This window comes from Kitasatospora sp. NPDC114501 (genome assembly GCF_055633695.1).
Genome location: NZ_JBVKDS010000001.1, coordinates 765,444 through 779,123 on the forward strand (window position 1 = coordinate 765,444; position 13,680 = coordinate 779,123).

A 13,680-nucleotide genomic window follows, 5' to 3' on the forward strand; every position below is an offset into this window, starting at 1 on the left:
CGGCGGCTCCTGAGGTACGAGTGCGGTGCCGGTCTCTCGGGTCAGGACGACTGTCCGACAGGACGCCGATCGTACGTTCGCCGGTTGCGGGCCGGACCGGCCCGCCGTAAGAGCCTTCTCACACTCCCCCCGGTGGCGGCCCGGCGCCGCCGGGGGTAACGGGGAGGGCCGTCAGAACGGGTACCAGCGCACCTCGGCGGCCCCGTCCCGCAGCGAGTCGACCCGGCGCCGGAACTCCTTCAGCGCGGCCGGGTTGCTGGCCGCCTGCTGCGCCACCCAGGAGGCGCTGGCGGTCTCCCGGGCGCCGCGCAGCACCGTGAAGCCGGGCCACTCGCGCACGTCCCAGCCGTACGCCCCGGTGAACGCGCGGTACTCCTCGGCGGGAACGCCGTACCGGTCCTGGCTGAGCGCGAGGACCACCAGGTCGTGCTCGCGCAGGTCGTTCGCCATGAACTCCAGGTCGAGCAGCACCGGGCCGTCCGGGCCGATGTGGACGTTGCGCGGCAGCGCGTCGCCGTGGATCATCCCGGGGTGCAGCTGCGGGACGAGGTCGGGCAGCGCGGCGGCGAAGGCGTCCCGGCGGTGGCGCAGGAAGGCGACGTCCGCGGGGTCGACATGGCCCTCGGCGGAGGCCAGCCAGCGTTCGACCGGGGCCAGCAGGTCGCGCCGGCCGAGTGTGAAGGGCGGCAGCGGCAGCCGGTGCAGGGCGCGCAGCAGCGGGGCGAGGTCGGCGGGGCGGGCGGGCCGGACGGCGGGCGGGAGCCGGCGCCAGAAGGTGACCGGGTGGCCGTCGGCCAGCTGCGGCTCGGGCGCCACCGCGGTGTACGGGCGGACCACCGGCACGTCCTGTCCGGCCAGCCAGTGGGCGAGGGCCAGCTCGCGGTGCGCCCGGTCGTACAGCTCGGGGCCGCGGCCGACCTTGGCGACCACGGCCGGGTCTCCGAGGTCGAAGACGGCGTTCTCGCCGAGCGCGAGCAGTGCGGCCCCGTCGGGGGCGGCCAGCCCGGCCGACTCGCAGGCCCGGGCCAGCAGCAGCCGGGCGCGGCCCTCGTCGAAGGGGATCATGACAGGGGTTCCGTTCCGCCGACGTTCATCCGGGGGACTCCGGACGGTGATCATCATGACGCACGGACGCCGGGCCCCGCGCGCTGCGGGGCCCGGCGTCGGACGCGTCGAACGGGTCTGGGGCGGCGGCGTCCGGGAGGCTCAGACCCCGGCCCGGCGGTGGCGCGCCCCCTCCGCCGGACCGGTCGGCCCGGCGGGCGGGGCCTGGTCGGCGCCGGCCGGCGGGAGGGACCCGCCGTGCGAGAGGTCCGGCAGCCGGTTCAGCCAGCGCGGCAGGTACCAGTTGCGGTCGCCCAGCAGGGTCATCACCGAGGGCAGCAGCACCGCGCGGATCACCGTGGCGTCGATCAGCACCGCGACCGCCAGGCCCACCCCCATCTGCTTCATCACCTGCATGGACAGCGAGCCGAAGACCGAGAACACCCCCACCATGATCACCGCGGCGCTGGTGACCACCCCGGCCGTGGAGCGGATGCCGTGGGCGACCGCGTCCCTGGTCGGCAGGCCGCGGTCGTGGCCCTCCTTGATCCGGGAGACCACGAAGACGTGGTAGTCCATCGAGAGCCCGAAGAGGATCACGAAGAGGAACAGCGGCACCCAGGACTCCACCGCGCCGACCCCGGCGGTGCCCAGCAGCGAGGCGCCCACGCCGTGCTGGAAGACCAGCGTCAGCACCCCGTACGCGGCGCCCACCGAGAGCAGGTTGAGAACCACGGCGGTGGCCGCGACGACCGGGGAGCGGAACGAGGTGAGCATCAGCAGGAAGGCGAGGACGACCACGAAGCCGAGGACCAGCGGCATCGAGTCGGTCATCCTCCGGTTGAAGTCGTACGAGGCGGCGGTCTGGCCGGCGACCGGGGCCTCGGTGCCGGGCACCTTGAGCACGGTGGCGGGCAGCAGGTCCTCGCGCAGGCTCCTCAGGGCCTCGTTGCTGGTGGCGTCGTTGCCGGTGCCGTTGAGCGGGACGTCGACGGTGGCCACGTTCCGTTCGGGGTGCACGGTGACCGCGACCGGGCCGTGCATCCGCCCGCTAGCCAGTGCCCTGGCCTTGAGGTCGGCGATCGCCGCGGTCATTGCGGGGGAGTCGATGTCGGCGGCCTTGACCACCACGGTGGCGGGGGCGGGGCTGCCGGGGAAGGCGGCCTCGATCCGCTGCGAGGCGGCGACCAGCGCGTTGCCCTCGGGCAGCTGCTGTTGGAAGGTCAGCTTGGCGGTGTGCATGGTGAGCAGCGGCGCGGCCACGGCCAGCAGGAACGCACCGGCGAGCAGGGTGGCGGCCAGCGGGTGGCGCAGCACCGGGGTCAGCACCGCGTTCCAGAACCGTCCGCCGTCCGGTGCGCCCTGCGGGCGGCGCAGCCTGGCGAGGAGCGGGATCCGGCCCTTCTCGACCCGGTCGCCGAGCATCGACAGCAGTGCGGGCAGCACGGTGAGCGAGCCGAGCACGGCGGTGATCACGACCACGATGGTGGCGAAGGCCATCGCCTCGAAGGTGGCGATGCCGGTGAGGAACATGCCGGCCATGGCGACCACCACGGTGACGCCGGAGACCAGCACGGCCCGGCCGCTGGTGGCGGCGGCCACGGCCAGCGCGGTGGCGGCGTCGCGCCCGGCGGCCCGCTCCTCGCGTTCGCGGCGCAGGTAGAAGAGGCAGTAGTCGACGCCGACGGCGAGGCCGACCAGCAGCATCACCGAACTCGCGTCGCCGCTGGTGTGCACGAACCCGCTGCCGAGGGCGACCAGTCCGGCGGCGGCGACGAAGGCGGTGAGCGCGAGCACCACCGGCAGGACGGCGGCGACCAGCGCGCCGAAGGCGACCAGCAGGATGCCGAGGGCGAGCGGCACGGCCGTCCACTCGGCGCGGGCGAAGTCGTTCCCGAGCTGGTCCTGCATCCACTTGCCGGAGCTGGCGTCGCCGAGCTGGACCACGGTCAGGCCGGGGTGCTGCCGCTGCACGCCGGTCACCGCGTCCAGCACCGGCTGGACGCGGTCCGGCGCGGTCGCGGGGTCGCCCTTGAGCGTCAGCGTCACCAGGACGGAGTGGCCGTCCGCGGAGACCGCCCCGGTGTCGTACGGCGAGCGGACCTCGGCGGCCTCGCCGGTGCCGGTCACAGCGGCGATCACCTGGCCGACGGCGGTGCGGAACTCCGGGTCGTCGGCGCCGCGGGTGGCGCTCTGGACCAGGACGGTCTCGCCGGCCGGGCTCTTCAGCCCGGCCTCGTCGAGGATCCGCGCGGCCCGGGAGACCTGGCCGGGGACCTGCTCGGCGTCGGTGATCCTGGTGCTGCCGTGCAGGCTGCCGAGCGCGGCGGTCAGGACGACGAAGAGCAGCCAGCCGAACACGGCGGTCCTGCGGTGCCGGGCGCTCCAGGCGCCCATCGCGGCCGCCAGGCCGGGTCTGGACTTCACGGGCTTCACGGTGGTTCTTCCCCCCTGGGAGATCGGCGGTGGTCGCCGGACGGGAGCGGCGGCGGCCCTGGGTGGGGGCGGGCGCCGGTTGCGGTTCGCCGGGTGCGGTCCGGCGTCCCGACCGACGGTAGGGAAGCGGGGTCTGACGGGTAATCCGGCTGGCGGGTGGCCGTCTCCTGGTGCTCTCCCCGGGGCCGGGGTGGGGTTCTCCCTACCCCGTGACCCCGAGATCTCCTCCCAGGGGGTAGGGGGTGCGTCTCCACCCTGAGGGGGAGAAGGCTCCACCCGGAGCACGAGGTCGACGGGGGCGCGCCCGGGGGAGACTGGGTCGGGGCCGCTTCGTGGTGGCCCGACGGGGGTTGAAGCAGACGGGGGCTCCTTGCCGGGCGGCAAGCAAGTGCTCGTAGGATGATGCCCCAGATCCACTTACCTGCCGACCGGCAAGGGGGTGCCCGCGGGCATTCCCCGAGCCGGCCCTGCCGTCGCCCAGCGTCCCGTCCCCCAAGGGCTGCGGTGAACCATGCCCAGGAGGCATCGAGCATGTTCCACCGACTAGGACAATTCGTCGTTCGCCGTGCGTGGTGGGTGATCGCCGCATGGGTCGTCGCGATGATCGCCATCGTCGCCACGGCGCCGAAGATCACCTCGCAGACCGACGAAGCCGCATTCCTGCCCAAGCACTACGAATCCATCCAGGCGGCGCAGCTCCAGGAGCAGGCGTTCCCGGCCAGCTTCACGCCGTCCGCGCTGGCACTGTTCGAGCGCAACGACGGCAACGCGCTGAACGACGCCGACAAGGCGGCGATGGCCAAGATCGTCCAGGGCCTCACGGACAAGAAGATCGAGGCGGTCGAGAAGATCATCCCGGTCGGTGAGCAGACCACGTCCAAGGACGGCAAGTACGCGCTCGCGCCGATAGCCGTCGACAAGTCCAAGCAGCAGGACCCCAAGGCGTTCGGCGACGTCGCCAAGCACCTCCGCGAGGAGGGCAAGGCGCTTGCCGCGGGCACCGACGTCAAGTTCCAGCTCGGCGGCGCCGCCGCCCAGTCGCTGGACCAGCAGGAGGCCTCCGGCTCGGCCGACGCCCTCATCGGGATGGCGACGATCGTTCTGGTCGCGATCATCGTCGGGCTCATCTTCCGCAGCATCCTGGCCGGCATCCTGCCGCTCCTGGTCTCGCTCGTGGTCGCCATGCCGACCTCCAACGGCCTGATCAACCATGCCACCAAGGCGTTCGGCCTCGAAACCACCCCGATCCTCTCGGCGATCCTGATCGTCGTCGTGCTCGGCGTCGGCACGGACTACTTCCTCTTCCTGGCGTTCCGCTACCGCGAGCGGCTGCGGGCCGGGGACGACCGCAAGGAGGCCGTGGCCAGTGCGGTCGGCCGGGTCGGCGAGGCGATCGCCTCCGCCGCCGGCGCGGTCACCGTCGCGTTCGCCGTGCTGATCCTCTCCAGCCTGGGCATGTTCAAGGCTCTCGGCCCCGCGCTGGCCATCGCCGTGGTGGTCACCGCCTTCGCCTCGCTCACCCTGGCCCCCGCCCTGCTCGCGGTCATCCCGGCCCGTGCCGTGTTCTGGCCCGGCAAGAAGTGGATGCGGGAGCCGAACGACGCGCGCTTCGCCGCGCTCGGCCGGATGGTGCAGAAGCGCCCCGCAGTGGTCGCCCTCGCGTCCGGCGGCGTGCTGCTGGCGCTGTCCGCCGGCGCCCTGGGCTACAACGGCACCTTCGACCTGGCGGGCAGCTCCATGCCCAAGGAGAAGGAGTCGATGGTCGTCCAGGACAAGATGATCAACGGCTTCTCCGCCGGTGCGGCCGACCCGACCCACGTCTTCCTGACCAACACCGGCGGTGCCAAGCTCGACCCGGGCGCGTTCGAGCCCTACGCCGCCAAGCTCGGCGCGGTGTCCGGAGTGGCCCAGGCCGCGCCGAAGCCCCAGCTCAGCGCGGACGGCGCGACGGCCGACTTCACCGTCACGCTCACCCACAAGCCGGACAGCAACGAGGCGATCGACACCCTCACGCAGCTCCGTGAGGTCGCGCACGGCCAGGCACCGGCCGGGACCGAGGCGAAGGTCGGCGGCCTGACCGCCGTCTACAAGGACATCAACCTCGCGATGACCCACGACTACAAGCTGGTCTTCCCGATCGCGGGTCTGCTGATCCTGCTCATCCTCGGCCTGCAGTTGCGCAGCGTCGTCGCCCCCTGGTACCTGATGGCCTCGGTCGGCCTCGGCTTCACCGCCACCCTCGGTGCCGCCACGCTGCTCTTCCAGAACCTCGGCGGCGAGACCGGCCTGATGTTCATGCTGCCGATCCTCATCTACCTCTTCGTGGTGGCGATCGGCACCGACTACAACATCCTGATCATCGCCCGCCTCCGCGAGGAGGCCCGGGAGGGCCGCAGCCCGCGCGAGGCGGCGCGCGAGGCGCTGCGCCACGGCGGCCCGACCGTCGCGGCGGCCGGCTTCATCCTGGCGGCGTCCTTCGCGACCTTCATGCTCGCGGGCAACGTCTTCATGCTGGAGTTCGGTTTCGCGATGGCCTTCGGCATCATCCTGGCGGCCTTCGTGATGGCGATGTTCTTCACCCCGGCGCTCACCGCGCTGATCGGCAACAAGGCCTGGTGGCCCGGCCACGCGGACCGCCCCGGGCACGGCCACGGCGGCGGCCACGGCGAGGGCCCGGCCCCGCTGTCCGGCACCCACGGGGTGCCGGAGCCGGCCGGCCGGCGCTGACCCGGCCGGGTCGGTTACGAACAGGCGGCGCCCCGCTTCGGCGGGGCGCCGCTTGCCCGTTTTGCGGAGCCGCCAAACGTGATCTACGGGGCGGGAAAGTCCCCGGTCAACCGGGGTGGCGCCGTGCTACAGTCGAAGCAGTTGCAGTTTTGGTTCCCATGAACGTGGTGTGCGCCTGCTGGTTCCAACCGCCAGGCGCATTTGTTTTGTCCGGTGTTTCAGTCTCCGGATGGGGATCGCGGCTACTTGGGGGTCCACGAGGTGTGGATCCCTGATGCCCCAGTTAGAGGAGACGGTTATGGCTACCGGCACCGTGAAGTGGTTCAACAGCGAAAAGGGCTTCGGCTTCATCGAGCAGGACGGTGGCGGCGCTGACGTGTTCGCCCACTACTCGAACATCGTGGCTCAGGGCTTCCGTGAGCTGTTCGAGGGCCAGAAGGTCGAGTTCGACGTGACCCAGGGCCAGAAGGGCCCGCAGGCCGAGAACATCCAGATCATCGGCTGACGTCAGCTCCAGCTGACTCGCGATCATCGCGAAGCGGGGGCCCGCACCGCAAGGTGCGGGCCCCCGCTCATGCCGCCGTACGGCCGGGGCGGCGAACCTCTCCCGACGGCCGACCCAGCCCGCGTCCCGGGCTGTAGACCGACGGACGGAGATCCCATGACCACCCCTGCCCGCCCGCCGCGCGACCGCGGCCCCCGCACCACCGACCAGTCCCGCCGCACCGGCCAGGCCGGCCGCTCCGCCGGCGGCGACCGCCCCGTCGGCGGCGACCGCCCGCGCAAGGCCCGCAGCCGCGCCGGCGCCCCCAAGCAGAACCGCCCCGCCGCCGTTCCCGAGGCCGCCGACTTCACCGTGGTCCAGGGCACCCCGGCCCGGCCCCCGGCGGAGTCCTTCGGCGAGCTCGAACTGCCCAAGGCGATCCTCTCCGCGCTCACCCGCGAGGGCGTCACCGCGCCGTTCCCGATCCAGGCCGCCACGCTGCCCGACTCGATCGCCGGGCGCGACGTGCTCGGCCGCGGCCGCACCGGCTCCGGCAAGACCCTGGCCTTCGGCCTGCCGCTGCTCGCCCGTACCGCCGGTCGCCGCGCCGACGCCCGCCACCCGCTGGCGCTCGTCCTGGTGCCGACCCGCGAGCTGGCCCAGCAGGTCACCGAGGCGCTCACCCCGTACGCCACCGCCGTCAACCTGCGGATCACCACCGTCGTCGGCGGCATGTCGATCAACCGGCAGGCCAACGCCGTGCGCCGCGGCACCGAGGTGCTGGTGGCCACCCCCGGCCGACTGGACGACCTGATCGGGCGCGGCGACGTCAACCTGTCCGACGTCGCGATCACGGTCCTCGACGAGGCCGACCAGATGGCCGACATGGGCTTCCTGCCGCAGGTCAGCAAGCTGCTGGAGCAGGTCGCCGAGGGCGGGCAGCGGATGCTGTTCTCCGCCACCCTGGACCGCAACGTCGACCGGCTGGTCAAGCGCTTCCTGACCGACCCGGTGACCCACTCGGTCGACCCCTCGGCCGGCGCGGTCACCACCATGGACCACCACGTCCTCCAGCTGGAGGCGGCCGACAAGGTCTCCGCCACCGCGCACATCGCCTCCCGCGACGGCCGCGTGATCATGTTCGTGCACACCAAGCACGGCGCCGACCGGCTGGCCAAGCAGCTGCTCGCCAACGGCGTGAAGGCCGCCGCCCTGCACGGCGGCAAGTCCCAGCCGCAGCGCAACCGGGTCCTGGACCAGTTCCGGGACAGCCACGTCACCGCGCTGATCGCCACCAACGTCGCCGCCCGCGGCATCCACATCGACGGCCTGGACCTGGTCGTCAACGTCGACCCGCCGATCGACCACAAGGACTACCTGCACCGTGGCGGCCGCACCGCCCGGGCCGGCGAGTCCGGGACGGTCGTCACCCTGGTGCTGCCCGAGCAGCGCCGCGAGGTCAACCGGCTGATGACGGTGGCCGGCATCCGCCCGACCGTCACCAAGATCCGCCCGGGCGACGCCGACCTGGCCCGGATCACCGGCGCCCGCACGCCCAGCGGCGTCCCGGTGACGCTGGCCGTGCCGGTCCCCGCGGACCAGGGCGCGTCCGGCGATGCCCAGGCCGGCGCCGACAAGCCCGCCGGGGCCAAGTCCGGCGCCCCGCGCCGCCGGCCCGGCAAGCGCTCCGGGCTGCCCACCGACGTCGACATGAACGGCAACCCGCGCCGCCCCCGCCCCAAGCAGCGCCTCGGCGCCGCCGCCCAGGGCGAGCGCCCGCAGGCGGCCGGGTTCATCGGCCGCTCCTCGGGGCGCGCCAAGCCCGGCAGCGGCTCCAAGTCCGGCTCCAACTACGGCACCGGCCGCCAGCGCCGCAAGGCGGACTGACGCCCGCGCGCACCGGCGACGGCCCGGCTCCCCCTCGCACGGGGGAGCCGGGCCGTGCTCGTTCCGGCCGGAACGGCCCGCCGGGTCACACCGCCGTCGGCGTCGGCGCGGATTCCGTCCCCGCCGTGGCCGTGGCCGGGGCCGTGGCCAACGGCGCAGTCGCTGCTCGGTGTCGGCGTCGCGCGGGGACATCACGACCAGATGCAGGCCCTCGGTGGCCGGCAGCACGTGCTGGCCGGTCCGCAGCACGCCCACCCACTCGTGCCGCAGGACCTTCTCGGTGCCGGAGCGCTCCGCGACCTGGGGCGGCGGAGCCGGTGACGACCACCACTTCGCTGCGGCGGCCCAAGCCGGTGACGGACGAGGTGCGGCGTCGGGCGCGGGAACGGGGGGTGAAGCCGACCGCCATGGTGCGGCAGTGGATCGAGGCGGCCATCGCCGACGTGGACGAACCGGTGCCGCTCGGTGTGATCACCGCTGCGGTGGCCGAGTACCAGCACCGCAAGGCCTCCTGGTCGCTCAGGCGGTGAGCGCCGGGACGGCCGCCGCCGGGCGGCGGGCCTCGTCGTAGCGCTCCAGGAGCAGGGCCGCCAGTTCGGGGGCGGGGCCGAGGACATCGGCCAGCAGGTCCGCGCCCGACTCCTCGGCCGCCGCCGCGATGCGGTCGGGCAGCAGGCCCGGGGCGAGCAGGTAGGGGGCGACGGCCGTACGGGTGGCGCCCGCGGCGCGCAGGGCGGCGAGGGCGTCGGGGACGCGGGGGCCCGCGGCGGAGGCGTAGGCGACCTCGACGGCGGCCCAGCCGCGGGTGCGCCGCCACTCGGCGGCCACCGCGCGGGTCGCGGCACCGGCCGCGGGGTCGGAGGAGCCCGCGGCGGCGAGCACCACGCCGGTACGGGCGCGGACGGCGGCGGAGGAGACGTCCAGGCCCGCCCCGGCGAGGCGGCGGTCCAGGGCGGCGAGCAGCAGGGGCGAGGGGCCGAGCACGTCCGCGACCGGCAGCCGGGAACCGGCGGCGCGCAGCGCGGCGGGGATGTCGTGCTTGGCGTGGAACGCCCGGTTGAGCAGCAGCGGCACCGCCACCGCGTCCGCCGTCCGTCCGACCACCTGCGGGATCCGCGGCGCGCAGTGGTCCAGGTAGGCGGTGGCGACCTCGGTGCCGGGCCGCTGTGCCCGCACCTCCTCCACGAGCGCGGCCACCGTCGCGGCGTGGCGCGGGTCGCGGCTGCCGTGGGCGATCAGGAGGAGGGCGGGCATCAGCGGTGCCTCACTTGCTCGCGGCCAGCAGACCGCGGTTGCGCAGCACCCGGCGCTCGACCGGGGTGAACACCAGCAGCTCGATGGCGATGCCGACGAAGAGGATGAGGATGATGCCGAGCAGCACCCCCGACATGTCGGAGAACTCCCGCTGGTCCTCCAGGAACCGGCCCAGCCCCCGGCCGAGGTCGGGGGAGGAGGCGACGAGTTCGGCGGCCATCAGGGAGCGCCAGGAGAACGCCCAGCCCTGCTTGAGGCCGGCGAGGTAGCCGGGGAGAGCGGCCGGGATGAGGACGTGGCGGGCGCCGGTGAGCCCGGTGGCGCCGATGGTGCGTCCGGCGCGCAGGAACAGCGGCGGGACCTGGTCGATGCCGGCGACGAGTCCGTTGGCGATGGAGGGGACGGCGCCGAGGAGGATGACGGCGTACATCATCGAGTCGTTGATGCCGAGCCAGATGACGGCGGCCGGCACCCAGGCGACGGACGGCAGCGACTGGAGGCCCTGGAGGACGGGGCCGATCGCGGTACGCACCGGCTTGATGCGGGCGACGACCAGGCCGATCGGGGTGCCGATCACCACGGCGAGGAGGAAGCCGGACAGGCCGCGCCAGACGCTGGTCCAGATGATGGAGAGCAGCGTGCCCTCGTACCAGAGGTCCTGCGCGGAACGCCACACATCCGCCGGGCTGGGCAGCTTGTAGGAGGAGGTGAGCTCCAGGCTGTACGCCCCCTGCCACAGCGCGAGGACGACGAGCACGCCGATCAGCGGCGGCAGGGCCTTGCCGCGCAGGGCTTCGCCGAGCGAGCCGCGCTGCGCGGTGACGGTGTCGAGGGCGTCCAGGCCGGCGCCGACGTCGGCGGTGTCGCCGGGGTCCTTCCCGGCCGGGTCGGTCTTGTCGAGGAGGGGGGTGGTGTCAGTGCTGGCCATGGCGACGGATCTCCCCACGCAGTTCTTCGGTGATCTCGATGGACAGGTCGGCGACGCCGGTGGATTCGATGCGGCGTGGCTGGGGCAGGTCTATGTGCCATTCGCGGGCGACGCGGCCGGGGCGGGAGGAGAGCAGGACGACGCGTTGGGCGAGGCGGACGGCTTCGCGGACGTTGTGGGTGACGAAGAGGACGGAGAGCTGCCGTTCGGCCCAGATGCGGGTGATCTCGTCGTGGAGGACGTCGCGGGTGATGGCGTCGAGCGCGGCGAACGGTTCGTCCATCAGCAGGACCTTGCTGCCCTGGGCCAGCGCCCGCGCCATCGCCACGCGCTGGCGCATGCCGCCGGACAGCTCGTGCACCCGCTTGTCGTACGCGCCGCCCAGGCGGACGAGTTCGAGGAGGCGTTCGGCTTCGGGGCGGCGTTCGGGGCGGGGGACGCCGGCCAGCTTCAGGGCGAGTTCGATGTTCTTGCCGGCGGTGAGCCAGGGGAACAGCGCGTGTTCCTGGAACATGAGGGCGGGGCGTCCGCCGGTCACCTCGATGTCGCCTGCGGTGGGCTTGTCGAGGCCGGCGACGAGGTTGAGGAGGGTGGATTTGCCGCAGCCGGAGGCGCCGAGGAGGGTGACGAACTCGCCGGGGGCGACGTCGAGCGTGATGTCGTCCAGGACGTGGGTCTGGGCGCCGGGGCGGCCGAAGGACTTGTGCACGTGCGAGATCCGGACGGCGGGCGCGCCGCCGCGGGCGTCGGCGCCGGGGGCGTCCGCCGAGGTGGTCAGTGCCGGGGTCATCCGGGCACCTCCTGCGTGAGTGGTCTGTCGAGGTCTGCGGGGCCGTGGTCCGGGCCCCGCCCGTTCCGGTGGGCATCGATCGGGGATCGACCGGGCGGGCGGGGCCGGACCGCGGAGTCGTGACGAACGGCGGTGCTGCGGGCGCTACTTGGCGCCGAGTCCGGCGTCCGCGACGGCCGGTTGGCCCTGGGCGGCGAGGACCTTGTTCAGCAGGGTGAGGTCGTAGATGCCGGTCAGGTTCGGCTTCTTGAGGAGCCCGGCGGTGACGGCGTGGTCGGCCTCGGCCTGGAGGGTGTTCGCCAGCGGGTCGTCCAGGAAGTCGATGTCGGCCCAGGCGGGGTCGAGGATGGCGGCGTCCAGCGAGTTGCCGGCTTCCTTCTTGATCGCCTCGTTGGCGTCGGCCTTGGCCTTGTCCGGGTTGGCCTTGATGAAGGCGTTGGTCTTCACCGAGCCGCGCAGGACGGCCTCCACGACGTCCGGGTGTTCCTTGAGGAACTTCTGCGACACGATGATGTTGGTGATCACGAACTTCTTGTCGGGCCAGACGTCCTTCTCGTTGAGCAGGACCTTCGCGCCGAGGGTGACCAGCTTGGAGGCGGTGGGCTCGGGCACCCAGGCGCCGTCGATGGAACCGGACTTGTAGGCGTCGGGGGTGACCTTGTTGTCGGTGCGCACGACGGAGACGTCACCGGCGCCGGAGGCCGCGTCGACCTTGTAGCCCTTGTCGGCGAGGTAGTTGAGCAGGGCGACGTCCTGGGTGTTGCCGAGCTGGGGGGTGGCGATCTTCTTGCCCTTGAGGTCGTCCAGGGAGGCGATCTTGTCGGGGTTGACGACGAGCTTGACGCCGCCGGAGGCCGAACCGCCGATGATCTTCAGGGACTTGCCGTCGGACTTGGTGTAGCCGTTGATCGCGGGGGAGGGGCCGATCCAGCCGATGTCGATCGATCCGGCGTTCAGTGCCTCGATCTCGGCGGGTCCGGCGTTGAAGACCTGGGTCTTGACCTGGGTGGAGCCCAGTTCCTTCTGGAAGAGGCCCTCTTGCAGGCCGACCAGCGGCGTGCCGTGGGTGAGGTTCGCGAAGTAGCCGATCTTCACCGTGTCCGCGGACAGCTTCGCCTCGGAACCCCCGGCGGTGGCCGCGGTGTTGGCCTTGGCGTCGGAGGACTTGTCGTCGGCCTTGGAGCCGTAGCCGCAGGCGGACAGCAGGGCCACCGCGGTCAGCCCCGCCGCGGCGGCGGCGGCGGAGCGTCTGATCCGTCCGGCGTTGGGGCGGACGGGGGTATGCGAGAGTGCCGGGTTCGGTGCCATGGTGAGTCCTGTTCACGGACGGACCGTCAGGAGGCGGTCTCGGACGGAAGGTACGGGAAGGTGGTGCGCGCGGCAGCGGTGTGCCGGGGCAAGCCGGGCGGCTGTGGGGGAAAGACAGCCCGGTGACAGGGCGTTCTCAGCCCTGTCGGCCCGCACATCGGGTCAGGCCGCCCTGGCCGCTGCCGAGCACGCCGCTGCCGATGCGGCCGCCTTCCTTGTCCATGTCCGAGAACGCCTCGCTGGGCATCAGACCCAGTCCTCCTCGTCGAGTGCGTCGGGTGCTTCCGTGGTGCGTACGGTGTCGAACGCTTCGCCCGCCATGCCGGCGGTGAGGGTGGTGCCGTCGGCCGGGTCGATGAGCAGGAACGAGCCGGTACGACGGTTGGTGCGGTAGTCGTCGAGCGCGAGCGGTTCGGCGGTGCGCAGGACGATGTGGCCGATGTCGTTGACGTTCAGCCCGTCGCTGCCGGAGCGCTGTTCGAGTGTGTCGATGTCGATGCGGTAGGTGATCTCCTTGACCAGGGCCCGGACGGTGCGGGTGGTGTGTTTGAGGAGGACCTTGTCGCCGGCGCGCAGGGGGCGTTCGTTGAGGTGGCTGACGGTGGCTTCGATGTCCTTGGTCGGCGTGGGGGCGGGACCGGCGGTGATGAGGTCGCCGCGGGAGACGTCGAGGTCGTCGGTGAGACGGACCGTGACCGACTGCGGAGCCCAGGCGAGGTCGGCTTCGCGGCCCAGTAGGTCGATGCCCGCGACGGTGGTGGTGTGGCCGGAGGGCAGGACGGTCACGGTGTCGCCGACGTGTAGGACGCCGGAGGCGAGTTG

Annotated in this window: 11 protein-coding genes; 4 read left to right on the top strand and 7 right to left on the bottom strand. The window is 72.9% G+C overall.

The features are described 5' to 3' along the window. Positions 1-171: 171 nt before the first annotated feature. Both ACZ7RU_RS03560 and ACZ7RU_RS03565 read right to left on the bottom strand, forming a co-directional pair. Positions 172-1,065 (bottom strand): phosphotransferase enzyme family protein, encoded by an 894-nt coding sequence (locus ACZ7RU_RS03560; protein WP_470339282.1) that lies wholly within the window; start codon positions 1,063-1,065, stop codon positions 172-174. A gap of 141 nt (positions 1,066-1,206) precedes the next feature. Continuing rightward, entirely contained in the window at positions 1,207-3,441 is a 2,235-nt protein-coding gene (locus tag ACZ7RU_RS03565; RefSeq protein ID WP_470339316.1) for an MMPL family transporter, read from the bottom strand. Positions 3,442-4,011: 570 nt separating this feature from the next. Here ACZ7RU_RS03565 and ACZ7RU_RS03570 point away from each other — a divergent pair. The 4 genes from ACZ7RU_RS03570 (at position 4,012) to ACZ7RU_RS03585 (ending at position 9,108) form a co-directional block, all read left to right on the top strand. Further along, entirely contained in the window at positions 4,012-6,207 is a 2,196-nt protein-coding gene (locus tag ACZ7RU_RS03570; RefSeq protein ID WP_470339283.1) for an MMPL family transporter, read from the top strand. Positions 6,208-6,505: 298 nt separating this feature from the next. Then, complete coding sequence (locus tag ACZ7RU_RS03575; RefSeq protein WP_049657493.1) at positions 6,506-6,712, top strand: cold-shock protein; 207 nt, start codon at positions 6,506-6,508, stop codon at positions 6,710-6,712. 156 nt (positions 6,713-6,868) lie between these two features. Further along, positions 6,869-8,578, top strand: a complete 1,710-nt coding sequence (locus tag ACZ7RU_RS03580) for a DEAD/DEAH box helicase (RefSeq protein ID WP_470339284.1) — start codon at positions 6,869-6,871, stop codon at positions 8,576-8,578. Between the two features lie 317 nt (positions 8,579-8,895). Beyond that, positions 8,896-9,108 (top strand): hypothetical protein, encoded by a 213-nt coding sequence (locus ACZ7RU_RS03585; RefSeq protein ID WP_470339285.1) that lies wholly within the window; start codon positions 8,896-8,898, stop codon positions 9,106-9,108. Here ACZ7RU_RS03585 and ACZ7RU_RS03590 read toward each other — a convergent pair. The 5 genes from ACZ7RU_RS03590 to ACZ7RU_RS03610 form a co-directional block, all read right to left on the bottom strand. Then, entirely contained in the window at positions 9,098-9,832 is a 735-nt protein-coding gene (locus ACZ7RU_RS03590; protein WP_470339286.1) for a sirohydrochlorin chelatase, read from the bottom strand. The two genes, ACZ7RU_RS03585 and ACZ7RU_RS03590, sit on opposite strands and share 11 nt — an antisense overlap. A 10-nt stretch (positions 9,833-9,842) precedes the next feature. Beyond that, entirely contained in the window at positions 9,843-10,760 is a 918-nt protein-coding gene (locus ACZ7RU_RS03595) for an ABC transporter permease (RefSeq protein WP_470339287.1), read from the bottom strand. Beyond that, positions 10,747-11,550 carry an ABC transporter ATP-binding protein gene (locus tag ACZ7RU_RS03600; protein WP_470339288.1) on the bottom strand — a complete coding sequence of 268 codons (804 nt, stop codon included), beginning with the start codon at positions 11,548-11,550 and terminating at the stop codon, positions 10,747-10,749. The genes ACZ7RU_RS03595 and ACZ7RU_RS03600 overlap by 14 nt, the downstream gene beginning before the upstream one ends. Positions 11,551-11,694: 144 nt before the next feature. Next, positions 11,695-12,858, bottom strand: a complete 1,164-nt coding sequence (locus tag ACZ7RU_RS03605; RefSeq protein WP_470339289.1) for an aliphatic sulfonate ABC transporter substrate-binding protein — start codon at positions 12,856-12,858, stop codon at positions 11,695-11,697. Positions 12,859-13,104: 246 nt separating this feature from the next. Further along, positions 13,105-13,680, bottom strand: a 576-nt coding sequence (locus ACZ7RU_RS03610) for an elongation factor 1-alpha C-terminal domain-related protein (protein ID WP_470339290.1), incomplete at its 5' end; no start/stop codon positions are given.

What these genes read in the sequence shown, in the direction of transcription:
- ACZ7RU_RS03560 (WP_470339282.1), bottom strand. Translation starts at nt 1,065, where the DNA reads ATGATCCCCTTCGACGAGGGCCGCGCCCGGCTGCTGCTGGCCCGGGCC.
- ACZ7RU_RS03565 (WP_470339316.1), bottom strand. Translation starts at nt 3,441, where the DNA reads ATGGGCGCCTGGAGCGCCCGGCACCGCAGGACCGCCGTGTTCGGCTGG.
- ACZ7RU_RS03570 (WP_470339283.1), top strand. Translation starts at nt 4,012, where the DNA reads ATGTTCCACCGACTAGGACAATTCGTCGTTCGCCGTGCGTGGTGGGTG.
- ACZ7RU_RS03575 (WP_049657493.1), top strand. Translation starts at nt 6,506, where the DNA reads ATGGCTACCGGCACCGTGAAGTGGTTCAACAGCGAAAAGGGCTTCGGC.
- ACZ7RU_RS03580 (WP_470339284.1), top strand. Translation starts at nt 6,869, where the DNA reads ATGACCACCCCTGCCCGCCCGCCGCGCGACCGCGGCCCCCGCACCACC.
- ACZ7RU_RS03590 (WP_470339286.1), bottom strand. Translation starts at nt 9,832, where the DNA reads ATGCCCGCCCTCCTCCTGATCGCCCACGGCAGCCGCGACCCGCGCCAC.
- ACZ7RU_RS03595 (WP_470339287.1), bottom strand. Translation starts at nt 10,760, where the DNA reads ATGGCCAGCACTGACACCACCCCCCTCCTCGACAAGACCGACCCGGCC.
- ACZ7RU_RS03600 (WP_470339288.1), bottom strand. Translation starts at nt 11,550, where the DNA reads ATGACCCCGGCACTGACCACCTCGGCGGACGCCCCCGGCGCCGACGCC.
- ACZ7RU_RS03605 (WP_470339289.1), bottom strand. Translation starts at nt 12,858, where the DNA reads ATGGCACCGAACCCGGCACTCTCGCATACCCCCGTCCGCCCCAACGCC.